The organism is Anaerococcus sp. mt242 (genome assembly GCF_016798225.1).
GTDB lineage: Bacteria > Bacillota > Clostridia > Tissierellales > Peptoniphilaceae > Anaerococcus.
The window spans coordinates 1-20,180 of the sequence record NZ_JAEUYX010000024.1; the positions used below are offsets into that span (position 1 = coordinate 1).

Here is a 20,180-nt window from a genome sequence, read left to right on the forward strand (position 1 = left end):
CTCATGAAAAATTTTATCTACATTTTTTGTAGTTTTTTAATCTAATTCATAAAAGTCATCTAATCATGACTCTTCATTTACATCAACTTACTGTTAATGCGTGATTTATATAATCGTCCTTTTTATCAAAAGAATCAACTCGGTTAAAGTTGTCAATAACTTTTCAGTTATTTATTGATAGGTTGATTATGTTTTTGTTTTACATAATCATTGATATTAAATTTCATTTTAGATGTCTATTTAAACATCCGGTTCATGTTGTCGTTGTTTGTAACGACTTTTATAGTGTACTACTATTTTTTGAGCTTGTCAAGTGTTTTTTTGAAGTTTTTTTAAAAATCTTTTTAAAAACACAAGCTCTTTTGTAGTGACTATAGAAGTATACACCCTATTTTTTGCCTTGTCAAATCTTTTTTTAAACTTTTTATTTTCTAGATAAAATTGATTCTGCAGTTTTAATTCCGTCTACTGCTGAGGATACTATCCCCCCTGAATGGCCGCTTCCTTCTCCTATTACATATAAGTTAGAAATTCCTTGTGATTTGTTTTCTTCATCTCTTAACATTCTAATAGGTGATGACGATCTTGTTTCAACTCCTGATAGGATCGAATCATCAGCAGAAAATCCTCTAAGTCTATTGCCCATATAATCTATTGATTTTATTAGCATTTCATCAATTATATCTGGATAAATGCTTCTAAGGTTTGCTAATTTGTAGGCAGATTCTACTGATGGTTTTATATTTCCTAATACTGTCGTTTCTTTATTTTCTTTAAAGTCTACAAACTTTTGTACTGGAACATCTCCCTTAGTTAAATTAAATGCCTTTTTTTCAATTTCTCTTTGAAATCTCATTCCATCTAGCAAATTATTTCCATAGATTTCTTCACCTATAGTCACAATTATTGCAGCATTAGAATTTTCTCCATCTCTATCATGGTAACTCATCCCATTTACACATGTCATGTTTTCTTCACTGCTGGCATTTACTACATAACCACCAGGACACATACAAAATGTATATGCAGATAGACCACTTTCTTTATCATTATAAGAAAGATTATAGGAAGCTGCTGGTAATGGATTCCCCTCTATATCTGTGTCTTTTCCATTATATTGAGAATTATTTATGGTTTGTCTTTTGTGTTCAATTCTAAAGCCAACTGCAAAATTTTTATTTTCCATAGAAATCTTATCGCTTAGCATTTCAAATGTATCACGGGCTGAATGGCCAATAGCTATAACATAGGCTCCGCTTTCAATATTATTTCCGTTAATAGAGATGTTTTTTACTTTTTTATCAGTTATATTTATACCATCTAAGTGGTGTGAAAAATAAAACTCTCCCCCGTTTGATTTTATTTCCTCGCGCATATTTATAATTACTTCACGTAGTAAATCTGTACCAATGTGCGGCTTTGCATCTATCATAATATCATCTGGAGCTCCGTGTTTGTGGAAAGTTTCTAAAACCATTCTCACTCTTGGGTCCTTGCTACGGGCTGTAAGTTTGCCGTCAGAATAAGTTCCTGCACCACCTTCGCCAAATTGGATGTTTGATTCAGGATTTAACTTTCCGGTATTTTTAAATTTTTCTATAGTTTTTATCCTATCTTCAATGGCTTCGCCGCGTTCATAAACTTTTACTTTTACACCATTTTGAGAAAGAACGTAGGCGGTAAATAGGCCTGAGGGGCCAGCTCCAATGATTGTAACTTCTTTTGGAGGATGATTGATCTCTATATTTGATTGCCTAAATTCAAATCTATCAGCATTTTTTATTCTTTTTAATTCTTTGTCAGTTGGATCAATATCTACTAATACTTGGTAGGAAAATTTTATCCCCTTTCTAGAATCAATAGATTTTCTGTAGATTTCGTAAGAAAAATCTTTTTTATTTATAAGTTTTTCTATTTTCGATTTTAGTTTTTCAGGATTATCTGATTCTAGAATGATATTTCTAATTATAATCATATAGCCTCTTTCATTTTGCTCATTTTAAAAGACCTCTATGGGTCTTTAAATTTTGAATTGATCTTTAATTGTTAGTAAGTTTGACCTAATCTCATCAGTTAAATCATCGTAAGAGAGAAGCTCATCAATCTCTTCCCTGGCCCTGCCAATATTTCCTAGTGTTAGATTTACTTGGATTTTGTTATAAACTAGTCTTGGATCTTGAGGATATTTTTCTAAGCCTTCTTCAATTATTTCAAGTGCATCGATTTGCCTTTCATTTAAGAATAGTGAAACAGCATAGTCATTATAAAGCTCCCTAAATTCTGCACCAGCATCTAGGGCATTTTCAAAGGCCATTATTGAATTTTCATATTGGCCAACATTTTGGTAGGCAACTCCTAAATAATAATAGGCATCTGCTCGTTTTTTATTTGAAAGCAGGCCTGTCAATTTTTTGATTGCACCATTGTAATCACTTTTGCCAATAAAATATAGGGCTTCTTCAATCTCTGCATTATCATTAATTTCAGTAAGTTTATCCCTGATTTCATCCTGAGCTTCTATTGAATCAGTCTTTTGTAAGGCAATGTTATAAAAACTGCGTGCCTTAATATATTCGCCAAGATTTGTGTAAATATTCCCTAATTCATAATAGGAAATGGCAAAATTTTCATCATTTGAAATAATATTTTGTAAAATGTTTAATGCCTCTCTTATAAAGTCTTCTTTGAACTTATCCTTTGCTTCAAAGGCTTGTGGCCATAAAAATCTAGCATATAAATATGCATTGTAATTATCTATAGGGTTTAAAATATAGCCACCCCTTAAAAGTAAAAGAGCTTTATTTATATCCTTATCAGCAATGGCCATGGCCTTGCTTGATGCGTACTTGCTAATATCATCTAAAAAATTAGTTAGAATAATCTTATACTCTTCATTGTGTAAAAAATCCTTATCAGCACCTATATTTATAATCATACCATCCAGGAAATTTTCAAGCTCTATTTTCTCACTCATAGTGCCTGTCATAATACCGCTTTGGATGTCATCTACATATATTGGTAGTGGCACATCCTCTAGAATCGGATAGGACGATGAATCTTTTAGGTCTAGGTATGCAAGATTTTCTGTAAATTTTATGAAATAATTATCAAGTTTCATCTTAGCCTCTCATAAATTTTCTTTGTCGGTAGGAATGTTTGTCTAAATATTTAAATAAATGTCCTCTAACCAGGTAGAAAATCAAATCAATTATTGCGATTAATAATACATAAATTACATGACCTAAAATTCCATAAGTGATTGTAAATGTTAAATTTGTAATGATTATTATGCAAATTAAGGAAAATAATCCATAGGTAAAGAAATTATCGCATACAAATTTTGCAGATTTTTTAAGGGCATCAAATCCTGCATTGCCATTTATATAAATTTCTTCTAATAAGGCAGACATAAGGAAATTAAATCCTACATATAAAATGATTTTTATGTCAGATAAGCCTGGCAATCCGCTTATTAGCATTTCTATTAGATAAAAGAAGAAATATGCTGATAAGATTGGTTGCCAAAAATTGTTTATAGAATTCATAATGGATTTTTTACCTGTGTTACCATAAACAACAACCGATCTCATGGCTTGGGCAACAAAGCAAAGTAGGGCGACTTCAATAAAATAATTTATCAAACCACCAATAAATCCTCCACCAAGTATGCTGGTCGCTCTAGAATTTATTAAAAAGGCTCTGATTAAAATAACAATAAATGCTACATAAACTTTATTTATTTTGCTAAAACTTTCCTTAAAAGCCTGGGATGTCACTTCCATAAAATCTTTTAATTTATCATTCATTACATTTTCTCCACTGTTTTTATACCTAATAGGCTAAGTCCAGATTTGATAACAATAGAAGTTGCGTAAGTTAAAGCCAAACGTTCATTTTTAATATTTTCATCATCTACCATTATTTGAGATGCATTGTAGAACTTGTTAAAGGCTTTTGCAATTTCTGTTAAGTGTCTTGTAAGAAGGGATGGCTCATATTTTTCACGAGCTTTTTCTACTACATTGCCAAATTCTGCCAATGTTTTTACTAAAGCAAACTCTTCATCAGTTTTTAGATTTTTGAATTCTGTAACTTCAAAATTTTCAGCTCCCGCTTTTCTTAAAACAGATTTTGCTCGAGCATAAGTGTATTGAACGTATGGACCTGTTTCTCCATCAAAGTTTAGCACTTCATCCCAGTCAAAAACATAGTCTTTTATGCGATTGTTATATAATTCTTGGAATTTTACTGCACCAATACCTACAATTTTTGCAGTTTTTTCTATATCTTCTATATCCGCACCGCGGTTTTCCATAATTGATTTAGTTTTATCAATTGCTTTATTTAAAACATCTTCAAGGAAAACTACTTGTCCCTTGCGTGTTGACATGGTTTGATCTTTTAGACTTACCATACCAAAGGCAATATGCTTATTATCATCCCACCATTCATAGCCCATTAGTTCTAAAATTTTTCTAAGTTGTTGGTAATGTAGGTTTTGTTGGGTGGCTACTACATATAAGTTTTCTTCAAAATTATATTTTCTTTTACGATTTATGGCAGTTCCTATATCACGGGTTATATATGAGCTAGAGCCATTTGATTTTATAATGATTGCTGGAGTTAAATCATAAGGACTTAAATCAACTATTTGTGCCCCATCGCTTTCTACCAAAAGATTTTTCTCTTTTAAAAGCTCAATACTTTCTGGTATAAATTGTGAATTGTAGCTTTCCCCGTTATAATCATCAAATTTGATATCAAGAAGCCCATAAACTCTTTCAAATTCACGTAGAGAAATATCTTTAAACCATTGCCATAATTTTGTCGCTTCAGGATCCCCATCCTCTAAATTTTTAAATTCAGCACGAGCAGCATCCATCATTTCTTTATTTTCGCTAGCTTCTGAGTTATATCTTACATAAAGTTTTAAAAGTTCATTGATAGGATCGGCATTAATGGCTTCTTCATCTCCCCAAAGTTTGTAGGCTGCAATCATTGTTCCAAACTGTGTACCATAATCTCCAAGATAGTTTGTTGCTATTACGTTGTAGCCTAAAAACTCATGGATATTTCTAATAGCATCACCTTGAACAGTTGAACGAATATGGCCTATATGAAATGGCTTTGCAATATTTACTGATGAAAAGTCAATTACAATATTTTTCCCATTGCCTTCATCAGATTTTCCATAGTCTTCTTTTTTTTCTAAAATCTCGTTTAACACTGAGTTTTCATAAAGATTTCTATCTACGAAAAAGTTTAAATAGGCATTTAGATTTGTAATTTTTTCAAATTCTTCGATTTCTAATTTTTCTGCCAAATCACTTGCAATTTGCGCTGGATTTTTTCTTAGTACTTTTGCTAGAGTAAAGCAAGGAAAGGAAAAATCCCCCATATCATCTTGTGGTGGAATCTCGATTAAATTATAAATCTCATCATAGGATAAGTTTAAATCCTCATTTTCCAATTTTTTTGCAATTATATCTTTAAAATCTTTCATTAATCCTCCCTACTCAAAGCTAACTATTGTTACTCCATAGCCGCCTTCTTTGTCATCGCCTAGCCTAAAGTCTGCGATTCTCTTATCATTTTTCAAGTTTTCTGTAACACCATTTATTAAAGCACCAGTTCCTTTACCATGGATAATTTTTGCTTTTGAAAGTCCTGAAAGCATTGCATCATCTAGATATTTATCAAGATTTCTCATAGCATCATCATATCTTTGTCCACGCAAATCAAGGGTTGGTGAAATATTCATTGCTTTTTTAGCATTATACACCTTTTGAATATTTTTTTCTGTCTTGCTATCACTTTCTACTTTGGTGACATTTTTGATATTTGAGTCCATCTTTAAAATGCCCATTTGTAGCTTGATATTGCCTCTGTCATCTGGCTCAGATATAACCTCAGCGCGTTCATTAATTCCTTCGATGATTACAATATCACCTAGTTTTAAACTTTCTGGAGCATCGTCTGATCTTCCAATGCTAAGGCCCTTTTGTTTTCTCTCGATTTTATTAGATTTATATCTATTTCTAATATTATTTAAGCTACGATCAATGTCTGAAGTATTAGAATTTTTAGACTTTTTAGCTTCTTTTAGCATTTCTTGAGACTCTGTATTTGCTTTTTCTAAAATCTCATTCGCCTTATCTTCAGCTTTTCTAATGATAGCTGCTCTTTGTTTTTCTACTTCTTTGGATTTTTCTTCTAAATCTCTTTTAGCCTTTTGAATTTCAATTTTGTAACGGTCAATTTCAGCATTTTTCGCTTCGATTTTTTCTTTATTTTCCTCAATCTCTTCTAAGATTTTGTTTACATTTTTGGTATCTTCACCAAGTAAATTTTGGGCATTTTTTAAAATACCTTCATCAAGACCAAGTCGTCTTGAAATCTCAAAGGCATTTGATTTTCCTGGAGTACCTATCTCTAGCTTATATGTTGGAGAAAGAGTATTTACATCAAATTCTACAGATGCATTCATCACACCATCAGTTTCTACTGCATAGTACTTTAGTTCACTGTAGTGGGTTGTTGCAAAGGTCATTATTTCTTTTTTACGTAAATAATCTAGAATAGAAATAGCAAGGGCTGCGCCTTCTGTAGGGTCAGTTCCAGATCCAAGCTCATCTAATAAGACTAATGATTTATCTGATGCATTTTCTAATATATTTACAATTTTTGTAAGAGATGCTGAAAATGTTGATAAACTCATCTCTAGAGACTGGGTATCTCCTATATCTACAAAAATATCATCAAAAACATTTACTATACTATTTTCATCTGCTGGTATATAAAAACCAGTTTGGGCCATAAGGGATATTAATCCAACAGTTTTTAAAGACACAGTTTTACCCCCAGTATTTGGTCCTGTGATTATTAAAGTTTTATAATCACCACCAATCACAACATCTATTGGCACAACTTTCCCAGTTAGCAGCGGATGACGGGCTTGATTTAGTTTTATTATCTTATCAGTAGTTATCTTTGGCTTGGTGTATTCATTATTTATTGCAAACTTAGCCTTGGCTGCTAGGAAATCTATGCGTCCAATTATTTTTTGGTTTTCTAAAATTTCTACATCAAATTTTTCAACAAAACGAGATAATCTATCTAGGATTCTTCTAATTTCATCTTCTTCTTTAAGTTCCAAATCTTTTAGCTGGTTATTTAACTCAACAATAGCAGCTGGCTCTACAAATAAAGTATTACCAGATGATGACTTATCATGAATAATTCCACCAATTACAGATTTTTTATTAGTTTTAACTGGCACTACATAACGACCATCACGCATAGACACTACTTTGTCTTGCAAGGCATCATCATATCTGTCACTAGAAATATAGGAATTAAGTTTTGCTTTTATATCGGCTTCCTTGCGAGCTTTTTGCCTACGAATATTTCTAAGCTCACTTGAAGCATTATCAGCTATTTCATCTTCGCTAATAATAGACCTTTCGATTTCATCTTTAATAAAATCATTGGTAGAAATTCTAGCAAATAAATCTTTGATGTATGGCTCTTCTATGTCTTTGCCATAATCTTTTAAATACTCAGATACTCTTAAAAGGTCATTTACTTGTAAAAGCTCGTAAGGTTCTAGGATTCCTCTTTTTCTAACATAGCCAATCATAGCAGAAAAGTCATAAAGACCAAATAAATCTATATTTCCAAAACGTGAAATAACTCCTACCATTTGTGCTGTATTTTCTAATTCTTCTTTAATCTCATCAGCATCTATCATAGGAGCTAGATTTAAAATTTTATTCTTTATAACACTTGAACGTGCTTGGCCTGCTACTTTTTCTAAAATTTTCTCATATTCTAAAGCTTCTAAAGTTCGCTCTTGCATTAAATCACTCCTTTTGTGTAAGAATCGCGAATTTTTGCCTGGTTCATATTTAAAATATCATTATCATCCATCACTGAATATAAAAGTGATACATTATCTGAAAAATCATCATGAATAAATATACTAGCTTGGTCTGGGTAAATTTTTGAATATTCTCCATATCGAATAACTTTCATTTTATCCCCATCATGTGATTCTAATCCTGCCTTATTAAATCTACACGTTTTACAACCTGATAATCCGCATTTTTTTATAACGGAAAATGGACAATGACGCATATTCATCAATTCTGGCCTTCCATAAACTAGGGCCTCTACAGCTTGATTTTTGCTTATATTATTTAAAATATCTAAGTCAATCTCTGTTGATACACAAATATTTTCTGCAAAAGCTTTATAAAAATCTGCCGTGTAGGAGTTGAAAATATTTAAGCTTCTACCTATCCTTATTTTTATATCATTTTCTTTAAATTTATGGATAAAGCTAAGATCTCTATAATTGTTGCACACAACACCCTTTATTTTATTTTCTTTTATAAAATCAATTAGACTATTGATTTCGTATTCATCGTGAGAATCCAAATTTAGATACAAATTATGACCAGCATATTTGGGATTAAAATTTCTAATATAGATATTATCAAAATCAGTTAAAAGCTCTGGGCTAATATCATTACTAAGCAATTCAATATTTTTTTCTTCTATCTGATTTTGATTTTTCTCTAAGTCTGGCCAATCGACTTTAATTTCATTCCTGTGATAATTATTTAAAATCGCTTCCTTCAAAGCTGCCACTCCCATACGACGGCACTCATTTATATCTTTTTTCCTAAGAAAAAGTTCATCATCTATTTCAATATTAATTTGGTCTGGAGTAAATATTTCATCATTGAATTTTGATAAATTTTCTCTAATATCAGTTTCAGAAATCGCAATATTTTTTGCTTGTTCAATAATTACATTATGAATATAAGTTGCCGAAACATTTTTATATTCTAGTTTTATTTGAGGTTTTTCTCCAAGTCTAGCCTTAAAATAAATATTTACCGGAAGGTTACGATAATTGCTAAGTGCTTGATCTTTATCTTTTGCTAGCTTGCTAGAATTTACTATTAACACGTCTGAGTCAACTTTTGCATCAGGATATTTTTCAAGTAATATTTTTTCTCCTGCTTGGTAATCTCTAGTAGTTGTAAATGGTAATTTTTTGCCCTTTTCTGTTAAGATTTCAAGATTATCTCCGATATATAAAATAGAATTTGTGATAAAATATTTTTTATTTTTGCTGTCTATAACTTTGCCCACACTTCTATGTTTATTATCATCTTTTAAGCTGATATAATCTTTGTTTTGGCCAAAAATAAATCCTTTAGTGTAACCTCTATTTGAGCTATCTAGCATTTCGTTTTTGTTATAAGAATCATTTTCTATTTTATTTTTGTAATTGCTAACTGCGGAAAATACATATTCTGGTGTCTTCATACGTCCTTCGATTTTTAAACAATCTACTCCTATTTCTAAAAGTTGATCTAGATTATCGATGGCATTTAGGTCTTTCATATTTAAATAATAATCATCGCCTAAAATTTTTTCATTAGATATTAATTTATATTTTTGTCTACATGGACCAGCACATCTTCCCCTGTTTGCTGATCTGCCTCCAAAATAAGAACTCATCAGACATTCTCCAGAAAAACTAACGCAAAGCGACCCGTGAACAAAAACTTCTGTTTCAACGGGTAAGCTTGCAATTTTTCTTATTTCTTCTATTGGTGTTTCACGAGCTATAACAATTCTATCAAAACCAAGGTCCGCTAGGTATTTTGCTCCGAAATATTCACGAACTGCCATTTGGGTTGATGAATGTAATTCCATTCCTGGGACTTGATTTTTAATAACTGAAAAAAATCCTAAATCTTGGATGATGAGACCATCTACTCCATACTCATAAAGTTTTTCTACATAGGAAATAGCCTTCGGCATTTCGTGATCTTTTATAAGCGTATTCATCGTGATGAAAACACGTCTTCCAAAAAGATGGATGTAGTCGATAGTTTCTTTTATATTTTCTAAAGTAAAATTTTCCGCATATGCGCGAGCCCCAAAATCATCTAGGGCTAAGTAAAAACTATCAGCTCCAGCGGCAATTCCTGCAAAAAGCATATCAGAATTACCGACAGGAGCTAATATTTCAGGTTTTTTCATTAAATAGACCCTTTCAATTGGTCATTTTCTGATTTAAGAGCCACAACTTCTTTTTGTAGTCTTTCAAGTTCGGCTCTCAATTTTTCAATAGTTTTATCACTTTCTTCGTTTACTATTATTTTTTTATTCAATGATTCGTTTTCTTCTTTTATCTGACTAATTTCTGCTGAAAGCTCATCTACTTTTGCGATTAATTCGTCATTGTGGTCTACTGATTTTTTGTAATTTTCAATAAGACCTGGATATTTTTCCACAGCCTCACTTGATTCTTCTCTAAGTCTTTTATATCTATTGCCGACATTATATAAATCGTTGGCAATATTTACACTTGCTAAGACCAGTTCTCTGTCATAACTTAGTTTATTCGATTTTACCTCAGCAATTTTTCCACTTACATAATCGGCAATATCTTTGATTTGTTCTTCATTTTCATCAGTTACTAGGGTGTATGTTGCCCCATCGATTTCTACTTGAACTTTTTTCTCGCTCACTTTTACTCCTAACTACGTAAAACTATGTTTGATTTTTCTAAATCATTTAAAATATTTTCTTCAATATCTTTTATGTCTTCTTCTTTTAGGGTCTTATCATCTGATCTAAATTCTACCTTGTAGGATATAGATTTTTTGTCGTTTTCAATTTGATCACCTGTATAAATATCAAATAACTCGATATTTTTAACAAGCTCTCCCCCATTATTAATAATTGTATCTTCAATAAACTTAGATTCAAGATTTCTATCTGTTACAAATGAGTAATCACGGGTAATTGCTGGGTATTTTGGAAGAGCCGTATATTTTTTATTCTTTATTCTTTGATCTCTTATTTGAGAAAGATTGATTTCTAAAATTAAAGCTCCCTTTTTGATATTGTATTCATCGCGAACTTCATAGGAAATTTCTCCCATAGTTCCGATAAATTCATCACCATAATAAATATCTGCACACCTTCCTGCATGGAAAATAGGATTTTCTTTTTGTGTCTTATAGGTAAATCCATTAAAACCAACACGTGCCATAGCTACTTCAAATATATCTTTTAGATCATAAAAATTATATGCTCCATAAAGTCCCATAGTTAAAGTGTCATTTTCATCTGGTAAGTTCGAATCAGTTTTCACAAAAGTTTTACCAAGCTCAAATAATCTTAAATCTTTTTGTCCACGGTTTATGTTTTTTGCAATTACATCTAGCATATTTGAAATTTGAGTTGTTCTCATTACTGAGAAGTCCTCACCTAGTGGATTTGTTAATTTTATATATTCTCTTAGGTGAGAATCTTCTAAAACTCCCATTCTGTCAAATTCTCTTGGAGAGATGAAAGAATAAGTAGTAAGTTCTGCAAATTTTTGGTCTGTAAGTTCTCTTTTTAAATCATCTCTTAAAAGTCTTGCATCAGATCTAAGCCCTCTTTGTAGGCTTGAGTAAAGTGCTTTTGGTTCAATTTTGCCCATACCGTATAATCTTACAATTTCTTCGATTAAGTCTGCTTCTATTTCTACATCTGTTCTAAAGAATGGTACTTTGGCACGGATTGTATTGTCATCTATATCTTCAACTTCAAATTCTAAAAGTTCTAGGTTTTTGATAGCTTCTTCTTTTGAAAAATCTACTCCTGTTAGGGAATTTAATCTTGATATGCGAAGGTCTACAGTTTTTTCTTCTGAATTTTCTTTGCCCTCTTCTATAAATCCACCAACAACTTCACCGATTCCTAAATCAGATATAAGTTTCATAGCACGGCGGCTTGCAAAATCTGCCATTTCAAGTGGAAGTCCTTTTTCAAATCGTGTTGATGATTCGCTACGTAAAGCAAGTTTTTTAGAAGTTTCTCTTACACTTGCTCCATCAAAATTTGCAGCTTCAAGAACTATATTTGTAGTTTCATCAGTAACTTCTGTATCAAATCCTCCCATCACTCCTGCTATACCAACTGGATTTGCTCCATCGGCAATAATTAGCATATCAGAATCAAGCTTTCTTTCCTCTCTATCAAGAGTTTTTAAAACTTCTCCATCTTTGGCTTGGCGCGCTATTAATTTTTTATCAGCTAATTTATCCAAGTCATAGGCGTGTAATGGTTGGCCAGTTTCAAGGAGAACAAAGTTTGTAATATCTACGATATTATTTATTGGACGCATACCTGCTAAAATCAGATAGTTTTGTAACCACTGAGGTGACTTAGCTACTTTTACATTTTTTGCCACTCTTGTGGTAAATTTAGCACAATTTTCTGACTCGATACTTACTCCATTAAAGTAATCTTTGATATCTTCGTCATTTTCCTTGTAGTCAACAGAAGGAAGAGTAATTTTTTTGCCAAAGCTTGCTGCTGTCTCTCTTGCCATACCAATTATTGATAGGCAGTCCGGTCTATTTGGTGTGATTTCATATTCAATTACTGGAGTATCTGAAGATAAAACTTCACTTACAGGTGTGCCCGGTTTATATTCTTCATTTAAAATGATAACTCCATCTTTAAATTCTTTTGGAATTACATTATCAGGATAGCCAAGCTCTGCATATGAAGTAAGCATGCCTTCAGAATTTATACCAAAAAAGTCATGGTCTCCTATACAATCTCCATTATCCATTGTAGTCCCACTTGTAATTACAAATAAATAATCACCTTTTTTTGTGTTTTTTGCTGCTGTTATTATTGTTGATGGATCTTCTTTTCCAATATCTATTTTTAAAACTTGTAATCTATCTGCATCAGGGTGCTTTTCTTGTTCTAGGACATGACCTACAACTACACTTTCTAATTGACTTGTTATAATTGTTACTTCCTCAACGTGAGATCCAGTTTCTGAAAGTCTATCTGTAATAGTTTTTAAATCTTCATCTATTTTTACGTAATTATTTTGCCAAACTAAAGGTACTAACATTATCTCTCCTAAAATTGTTCCAAAAATCTTTTGTCATTGTCATATAGTAATCTGATATCATCTAGGCCGTATTTTACCATGGCAATCCTGTCTACTCCAAGACCAAAGGCAAAACCAGTATATTTTTCGCTATCGATTCCACAAGCTTCTAATACATTTGGATGTACCATTCCCCCACCTAAAAGCTCCATGGACCAACCAGTATTTCCACAAGCTGGACAACCCTCCCCACGGCAAACTGGACAAGTTGCATCTACTTCTAAAGATGGTTCTGTAAATGGGAAGTGATGTGGACGGTATCTTAGTTCCATATCATCTCCAAACATTTCTTTAATAAATGTTTCAAGCGTTGCCTTTAGATTTGCCATAGATACATTTTCATCTACAACTAGGCACTCTAATTGGTGAAACATTGGTGAGTGGGTTGCATCTACTTCATCATTTCTAAATACTCTTCCTGCTGATACCATTTTAATTGGTAGTTTTCCTTCATTCATAACTCTAATTTGCATGGATGAAGTGTGTGGGCGAAGTAATATATCATCTGTTATATAAAAAGTATCACTAGTTGACCTTGCTGGATGGTCTGCTGGTGAGTTTAGATCATCAAAAACATTTTTTACCGTATCTATCTCTGGCCCTTCTACAACATCAAATCCCATATTTTGGAAAATTGTTTCAAGTTCTTCTAATGTTTGGTTTATTAATGCCAAGTGCCCACTGTCGTGTTTTTCAAAATGAGCTGTTACATCTATAGTTTCTTCTGCGATTTTTTGTTTTAAAAGTTCTTTTTTAACAGTTTCAGACTTTTCACTAAGCGCATTTTCAATTTCTGTACTTGTTTGATTTATAAGCTTTCCTGCCATTGGTTTTTCTTCATTTGACAGTTTAGATATATTTTTCTTTTGACCTGTTATCACACCTTTTTTCCCAAGGTAAGCTACTCTTATTTTTTCTAGAGTATCAAGACTATCTGCAGCTTCTATCTCACTTTGTGCCTTAGATAAAATTTGATTTAAATTTTCTTCCATTACTATTCCTTTCAATTTTTGTAATAAAAAAATTCCGTCCTAGAAAAGGACAGAATTTACCTGCGGTACCACCTTAATTGGTTTATATTAACCCACTTAAAAGCTTATAACGCAGCAAACCGTATCAATTACTAATTTCATATCAAGCTTCATCGGTGAATATATCTAGCCGTAACTTTAAGGGCTTCCATCATTCCCTCTTTCTGGTAAAGAATAGCTAAAGTTTTTTCCGAATCATAAGCTAAGATTATTCATCAAAATGCTAGCTGCAATAGCTGCATTTAAGGACTCTATTTGTCCTTTCATAGGAATTTTCACATATATATCTGTCATTGATCTTATGGTTTGAGATAAACCATTTGCTTCATTTCCTATTGCAAGGATAATATCATCCTCTATCTTACAATTATTAATATCATACCCGCTCATGTCGGCTGCTACCAATTTGTAAGATTTTTTTAACAAATCTATATCTTCATAGCTAATTTGTTTTATATTTAATCTAAAAATGGAGCCCATTGAGGCTCTTAAAGTTTTTTCGTTATATATATCAACAGTATTTGGAGCAAGCAAAATATCATCAAATCCAAAGGCTTCTGCAGAACGGATTATAGTTCCCATATTGCCTGGATCATTTAATCTATCTAATAGTAAAACTCTTTTTGATGAAATTTCTTTTTCCTTTTTCTTTTTAACTACTGCTGCAAATCCATCTGGGGATTTAAGGCTTGATAGTTTTTTAAAAAGGCTGTCATCAAATATTATTTTTTCAAGATTGCATTTATAATCCTTATTAGCTTCTGATAAAAAAATAAAATCTACATCAGCAGAAGAGATGGCCTCTTCTACTAACTTTTTAGATTCTATAATAAATTTATATTCTATATTCCTATACTTTTTATTTTTAAGTTTTGATATATATTTAAATTTTTGGTTGGATGTAGAGTTTATAACCATTAAGCGTTTTGGCTAGCTAATTCTACGATTTTGCTAAATTCTGCTGGATTTTCTACAGCGATTTCTGCAAGCATTTTTCTGTTGATATCAATGTTTGCTTTTTTAAGATTACCCATAAGTTTTGAGTATGTTGTACCATTAAGTCTTGCTGCAGCATTGATTCTTGCAATCCAAAGTTTTCTGAAATCTCTTTTTCTTTGTTTACGTCCAATGTAAGCATAGTTTAAAGATTTCATTACAGCTTGGTTAGCTGTTTTATATAGAAGGCTTTTTGAACCGTAGTATCCTTTTGCTTGTCTTAATACTTTTTTGTGTTTTTTCTTAGCGTTGATTGCTCTTTTTACTCTTGCCATTTTCTATTTGCCTCCTAATTACATTCCTAATAATTGTTTAACATTTCTTTCATCAGCTTTAGAAACTACTGTTGATTTTCTAAGATTTCTTTTTCTAGCTGGTGATTTTTTTGCTGTTAAGTGACCTTTGTATGCTTTTCTTCTTACGACTTTTCCACTGCCTGTTACTTTAAATCTTTTTGCAGCAGCTCTTCTTGTTTTATTTTTATTTGCCATTTTCTTCTCCTTTTGGTTCTAAAAACATTACTAGGGATCTACCTTCCATTTTTGGTTTTTTATCAACCGCAGCGCTATCTCCTAGCATCTCTTTAAATTTATCCATCAATTCATAACCTGGTTCTTTACGGCCAAGTTCACGACCTCTAAATCTTATAGAAACTTTTACCTTATCCCCGTTGTTTAAGAACTTAATGGTTTGATTTGCCTTAGTTTGTAAATCATTGTCTTCAATATTTAAGGAAAATCTTGTTTCTTTTAATTGAGCATTTTTTTGTTTTTTCTTATTTTCTTTTTCCTTTTTTTCTTGATCGTATTTAAACTTTCCATAATCCATGATTCTTGTAACAGGTGGTTTTGCATTTGGACTCATCAAAACTAAATCTAGTTTTGCATCATCAGCACGATTTTGTGCATCTCTTAGGCTTGTAATACCAACTTGGTTACCATTTTCATCGATTAATCTTACTTGGTCAGCTCTAATTTCATCATTTATTCTTAAATCTTTTATAGTTATACCTCCAATGTATAATTACATAAAAAAAGCGGGCACAAAGTACCCGTTCCAATTTTTAAATCTCGTCTTTAAAAATTATTTACCTACAAATTTATATCGGCAGGTGAGTATCTGGGTACTTCTTTGTTGTCTATGTCGTATATAATACTAGCTTTATTTGATTTTGTCAAATATTTTATTCAATTATTTTTAGATATCCTACAGAATAGGCCTTGCTACCGGCATGAGCGGATATTGCAGAGCCAAATTGGCTTGTTAGTGCAGACTCAGCGTTTTCTTCTATATCTTCTAGTCTATTTTTTATATCTTTAAGTAAGCTTCTTTCTGTTCCAGATATATAGGTCATATAGTATTTTTTTACATTTGCTAAATCTTCTCTGATTTTTTCTTCTATGATGTCGTAGGATTTTTCTTTTTTGACCTTTAGTTTTATTAGATCAAAATCTCCCTGCCCATCTAGTGATAAAACAGGTTTGAAGTTTAATATTGAAGATGCTCTTTTGGCTACTTTTCCAAGCCTGCCTCCAGCTTTTAAATACTTAAGAGTATCAAACCAAACATAAGCTTTTTGATTACCTACATTTTTGTTAAGTTTTTCTACTATCTTTTCAAAAGTAAATCCTTCTTTTATCAAATCATTGGCATAAATTACTATAAGACCTTCAAGCAAGGTTACTGACCCACTATTTACCATTGCTATTTCTAATCCATGCTTTTCTGCTAGCTCAGCATTTGAAAAAGTAGATGATAATTTTGGATTAAGTCCCACATAAATTGCTTTTTTGAATCCATCATTAGCAACTTTTTTAAAAACTTCGCTAAAATCTGCTGGCGATGGCGATGTAGTTTTTGCAGTAAACTTAGAATTTTCATTATTTTTCTTATTTAAGTCAGCTGGGTTTATAGCAACTCTATCTTCGTAAAATTGATCATCTATTACTACATATAAGTTAGCTACATATATATTATTTTCTTTTATAAACTCTTCTGACAGGTCAGCTCCAGAATCAGTGATTAGGGCTATTTTTTCCATAAAATCTCCTTTATATATAAAACATATTGTATTTAAATTATGATATTTATCCGCAAATAAAAATACTCATGGCCGAGGCCATGAATATCTAAAAATATATTTATCTTCGTTTTTTATTACTAACAATTTATCAGATTTTTATATCGACTTTTTATTATTATACTAACTTTTATAAATTGCTGTCAATTAATAATTAATACAATTTTATATATAATAGTTAATTTATATTTTAATCTAATTTGAAAAATCCAAAACCAAAGAGACCCGGTCCCGTATTTGCCCCAAGTGTTGGGGAAATTTGGATTTCAAAATTTCTTTTTGCTCCAGCTATGATATCAGAAAATAATTCTTCTAATTTCTCCATTCCTCCTTCATAACCACCATGACCAATATAAAAGTAATAGTCTTTTACGTTTTCAAGCTCTTTTTCCGCTATTTTTCTAAATTCATTTAAAACTTTTTTCTCTCCCCTAGTTATTTTAAAAAGTTTAAAAATACTTTCCTCTGGATTGATGGTTATAATTGGTTTAACTGATAAGGCATCACCAATCTTTCCAAAAGATCTTGGTACTCGCCCTCCAGCTACTAGATATTTAAAGGTATCTAGAGCAAAAAAAACTTTTGAATCATCCTTTTTAGCATTTAATTTTTCAATTATTTCATCAAATCCATATCCGTCATCCACTAACTCTTTTGCATAGATAGCAAAAATACCCTCTGATAAAGTAAGATTTCCACTATCAAAAACGTAGGTCTTAAGCCCATCTATATTTATCATATTAAATAAGTTGTAAGTTGATGAAAAATGGGCACCAATACTAACGGCAATTACTTTTTCATAACCGTCATTTTTAATTTGTTCTAATATATCATGAAGTTCCCCAGGTGAAGCTGTACTGGTTTTTGGAATAGAGTCACTATCTCTCATCCAATCATAAAATTCATCTGTACTTATTTCTATTCTATCTTTATAATACTTGCTATCCAAATTTACATATAAAGGCAAAAGATATATTCCCATCTCTTCTGCAAGCTTTGTATCGATATCGGATGCAGTATCTGCTAATATTGCTATCTTTTCCATAATGCTCCTTATTTCAATAACTATATCATATTCTTTCTAACTATCTATGTCTATAACTATTTTTTGATTTTCTTTTGTAATCTCTCTTACATCTGTTTTTCCGAAAGAAAAATCTTCCTTAAACTTCTTGCTAATACCAAGTTTATCAGCAAAATGCATAGGGAAAAATATTTGTGGCTGGATTTCTTTTATAAAGATATCCCCACCCTTGTAATAATTTTCATCAAGTCTTGGATCTACTGGAAAAAATGCAATATCTACTGGTTCTTTTTTTATTTTTTCTACTTCTACCATAAAGTCATCATATTCTTTTTGCATTGTTTCAGTATCATTTTTCGGCCAAGCCCAATAATTTAGATCACCAGCATGGAAGATAGTCATATCATCAACATAAAGCAAAATTGAAATTCCCTTATCTGTTGATCCAAAAGTTTTAATCCTTAAATTTTGACCATTGTTAAGTTTTATATTATAAGTATTATTTTTATTTACAAATTGTACATTTTTTGAATTGTAAAGGCTCTTTAGCTGATCCATAGAAAGCTTATTGTCTCTAATATATATAATATTTTCATTGGATGGCAATTTGCCAATATCTGAGCTTAGTATATAAGTCTTATTTTCCATCTCAGGTACTTTTAATATTTCTGATGTGTAGTGGTCGCTATGTGAGTGGGTTGAGATAAATACCACTTGTTTATTTTCAGGAATGTCTAAAAGCCCCTTGTAATAATCAAAAATAATAAATAAATCTTTAGTCTCTACTGTATAGCAAGAGTGGTAAACATAAGTAATTATAATTCCATCTTTCATAATATTCTCCATTCTTTAAAAACTTATACCCATAAAGATAGTAATGTTCGAGTATAATAAAAAAAAGGAAGTGATTTTTATGAAAAAAGAAGTAAAAACAAACGCCATGCGCGCATTAGACAATCTAAATATAGCTTACGAACATATAGATTATGGTTTTGAAGGTGAATTTAAATCTACAATTGACCTAACAGAAGAAACCCACCAAGACATAAGCGTGGTGTATAAAACTCTTGCCACAGTATCTAATACAAATGATATTTTTATCTTTGTAATCCCAGGTGCTGAAAATATTGACTTTAAAAAAGCTAGTAAGTGTGTTGGAGTGAAATCTCTAGAAATGCTGCCTTTAAAAGATTTAAAATCCAAAATCGGTTATGAAAGAGGAGCTACAACTAGTCTTGCTATGAAAAAAGATTATGATGTTGTAATTGATGAGAGTGCAAAAGACCACGAATTTATAAAAGTATCTGCTGGCAAAATTGGCCATAGCATAAAACTTAAAGCAGAAGACTTAGCTAGAGCAAACGGTGGCCGATTTTTTGATGTAATACAAAAAAATGATTGATATTAAAAAAAATACGGATTATATAAAATTTTCTTTTAAAAATGATGAGAATAATAATAGGTTAAGACTCTTAGTTATCTTATCACCCATATTTATAGCGAGTTTCGATAATGGAAATGAAGAATTAGAATTTTTAAAAAATACAATTAAAATTTCAAATTTCCCCTACGGACTTTATCCAAATTTTTTTGAAGGATTTAATAGAGAAAAATATTTTAGTAGCTATGAAAACTTAAAAGCAAATGAGGATATAATTTTAAACCAAGATGGGGTTATAGATTTTTATATTAATCCTATAGATGAAAAATACATAATGGCCCTCAAAACTTTAATCGAATCATTAATTATAAATGAGGCATCAAATAAATATTGGACCAAGTTTTTTAAAGAAATTCGCAATGATATTGTAATAAATGGCAGAAGATCGATTCTTGCAAATGGTATCCAAGCCTTTTATCTTAACAAATATGTCCTAGTTTGGATGATGGACCTATGCGATTATATAAAAGAGAATAACCCCAAAGATTATTCAAATGTAAAAGCAATATATGATCTTTCAAGCAATTTAAAAACTATTACAAATATCAATAAAAATCTCCCATCAAATTGAACTGACCCCTTAAAGTTGGACCTAATCAACTTAAGGAGGTCAGTTTTTT

At 31.3% G+C, this 20,180-nt stretch carries 18 protein-coding genes; 2 read left to right on the forward strand and 16 right to left on the reverse strand.

Annotated elements, in window-relative coordinates:
* Positions 1-424 precede the first annotated feature (424 nt).
* The 16 genes from JNO63_RS07795 to JNO63_RS07870 form a co-directional block, all read right to left on the reverse strand.
* Positions 425-1,975 (reverse strand): NAD(P)/FAD-dependent oxidoreductase, encoded by a 1,551-nt coding sequence (locus JNO63_RS07795; RefSeq protein ID WP_203128256.1) that lies wholly within the window; start codon positions 1,973-1,975, stop codon positions 425-427.
* 45 nt (positions 1,976-2,020) lie between these two features.
* A complete protein-coding gene (locus tag JNO63_RS07800; protein ID WP_203128258.1) occupies positions 2,021-3,118 on the reverse strand; it encodes a tetratricopeptide repeat protein in 1,098 nt (365 codons plus the stop codon).
* Position 3,119: 1 nt separating this feature from the next.
* The gene (locus tag JNO63_RS07805; RefSeq protein ID WP_203128260.1) at positions 3,120-3,806 is read right to left on the reverse strand and encodes a hypothetical protein; all 687 of its coding nucleotides are present in this window, start codon (positions 3,804-3,806) and stop codon (positions 3,120-3,122) included.
* A complete protein-coding gene (gene argS, locus JNO63_RS07810) occupies positions 3,806-5,503 on the reverse strand; it encodes an arginine--tRNA ligase (RefSeq protein WP_203128262.1) in 1,698 nt (565 codons plus the stop codon). Before argS ends, JNO63_RS07805 begins: the two co-directional genes overlap by 1 nt.
* A gap of 9 nt (positions 5,504-5,512) precedes the next feature.
* The gene (locus JNO63_RS07815; RefSeq protein WP_203128264.1) at positions 5,513-7,858 is read right to left on the reverse strand and encodes an endonuclease MutS2; all 2,346 of its coding nucleotides are present in this window, start codon (positions 7,856-7,858) and stop codon (positions 5,513-5,515) included.
* Positions 7,858-10,062 carry a peptidase U32 family protein gene (locus tag JNO63_RS07820; protein ID WP_203128266.1) on the reverse strand — a complete coding sequence of 735 codons (2,205 nt, stop codon included), beginning with the start codon at positions 10,060-10,062 and terminating at the stop codon, positions 7,858-7,860. The genes JNO63_RS07815 and JNO63_RS07820 overlap by 1 nt, the downstream gene beginning before the upstream one ends.
* Complete coding sequence (zapA, locus tag JNO63_RS07825; RefSeq protein WP_203128268.1) at positions 10,062-10,553, reverse strand: cell division protein ZapA; 492 nt, start codon at positions 10,551-10,553, stop codon at positions 10,062-10,064. Before zapA ends, JNO63_RS07820 begins: the two co-directional genes overlap by 1 nt.
* A gap of 8 nt (positions 10,554-10,561) precedes the next feature.
* On the reverse strand, positions 10,562-12,949 hold the full coding sequence (gene pheT, locus JNO63_RS07830; protein WP_203128270.1) for a phenylalanine--tRNA ligase subunit beta: 2,388 nt from the start codon (positions 12,947-12,949) through the stop codon (positions 10,562-10,564).
* Positions 12,950-12,957: 8 nt separating this feature from the next.
* Positions 12,958-13,980, reverse strand: coding sequence for a phenylalanine--tRNA ligase subunit alpha (pheS, locus tag JNO63_RS07835; protein ID WP_203128272.1), 1,023 nt, complete (start codon positions 13,978-13,980; stop codon positions 12,958-12,960).
* 234 nt (positions 13,981-14,214) lie between these two features.
* Positions 14,215-14,937: a TrmH family RNA methyltransferase gene (locus JNO63_RS07840; RefSeq protein ID WP_203128274.1), complete on the reverse strand. Its 723-nt coding sequence runs from the start codon at positions 14,935-14,937 to the stop codon at positions 14,215-14,217.
* On the reverse strand, positions 14,937-15,290 hold the full coding sequence (gene rplT / locus JNO63_RS07845) for a 50S ribosomal protein L20 (protein ID WP_203128276.1): 354 nt from the start codon (positions 15,288-15,290) through the stop codon (positions 14,937-14,939). The genes JNO63_RS07840 and rplT overlap by 1 nt, the downstream gene beginning before the upstream one ends.
* Positions 15,291-15,308: 18 nt before the next feature.
* Complete coding sequence (gene rpmI, locus JNO63_RS07850) at positions 15,309-15,506, reverse strand: 50S ribosomal protein L35 (protein ID WP_203128278.1); 198 nt, start codon at positions 15,504-15,506, stop codon at positions 15,309-15,311.
* Positions 15,496-16,032: a translation initiation factor IF-3 gene (gene infC / locus JNO63_RS07855; protein ID WP_203128290.1), complete on the reverse strand. Its 537-nt coding sequence runs from the start codon at positions 16,030-16,032 to the stop codon at positions 15,496-15,498. The genes rpmI and infC overlap by 11 nt, the downstream gene beginning before the upstream one ends.
* A 166-nt stretch (positions 16,033-16,198) precedes the next feature.
* Positions 16,199-17,056: a DegV family protein gene (locus JNO63_RS07860; protein WP_203128280.1), complete on the reverse strand. Its 858-nt coding sequence runs from the start codon at positions 17,054-17,056 to the stop codon at positions 16,199-16,201.
* Positions 17,057-17,285: 229 nt separating this feature from the next.
* Positions 17,286-18,140 (reverse strand): DegV family protein, encoded by an 855-nt coding sequence (locus tag JNO63_RS07865; RefSeq protein WP_203128282.1) that lies wholly within the window; start codon positions 18,138-18,140, stop codon positions 17,286-17,288.
* A gap of 36 nt (positions 18,141-18,176) precedes the next feature.
* A complete protein-coding gene (locus tag JNO63_RS07870) occupies positions 18,177-18,953 on the reverse strand; it encodes an MBL fold metallo-hydrolase (RefSeq protein ID WP_203128284.1) in 777 nt (258 codons plus the stop codon).
* A 79-nt stretch (positions 18,954-19,032) separates the two neighbouring features.
* Between JNO63_RS07870 and JNO63_RS07875 the strand changes: the two genes are divergently transcribed.
* On the forward strand, positions 19,033-19,521 hold the full coding sequence (locus tag JNO63_RS07875; RefSeq protein WP_203128286.1) for an aminoacyl-tRNA deacylase: 489 nt from the start codon (positions 19,033-19,035) through the stop codon (positions 19,519-19,521).
* Positions 19,514-20,131 carry a hypothetical protein gene (locus JNO63_RS07880; RefSeq protein WP_203128288.1) on the forward strand — a complete coding sequence of 206 codons (618 nt, stop codon included), beginning with the start codon at positions 19,514-19,516 and terminating at the stop codon, positions 20,129-20,131. Before JNO63_RS07875 ends, JNO63_RS07880 begins: the two co-directional genes overlap by 8 nt.
* Positions 20,132-20,180 lie beyond the last annotated feature (49 nt).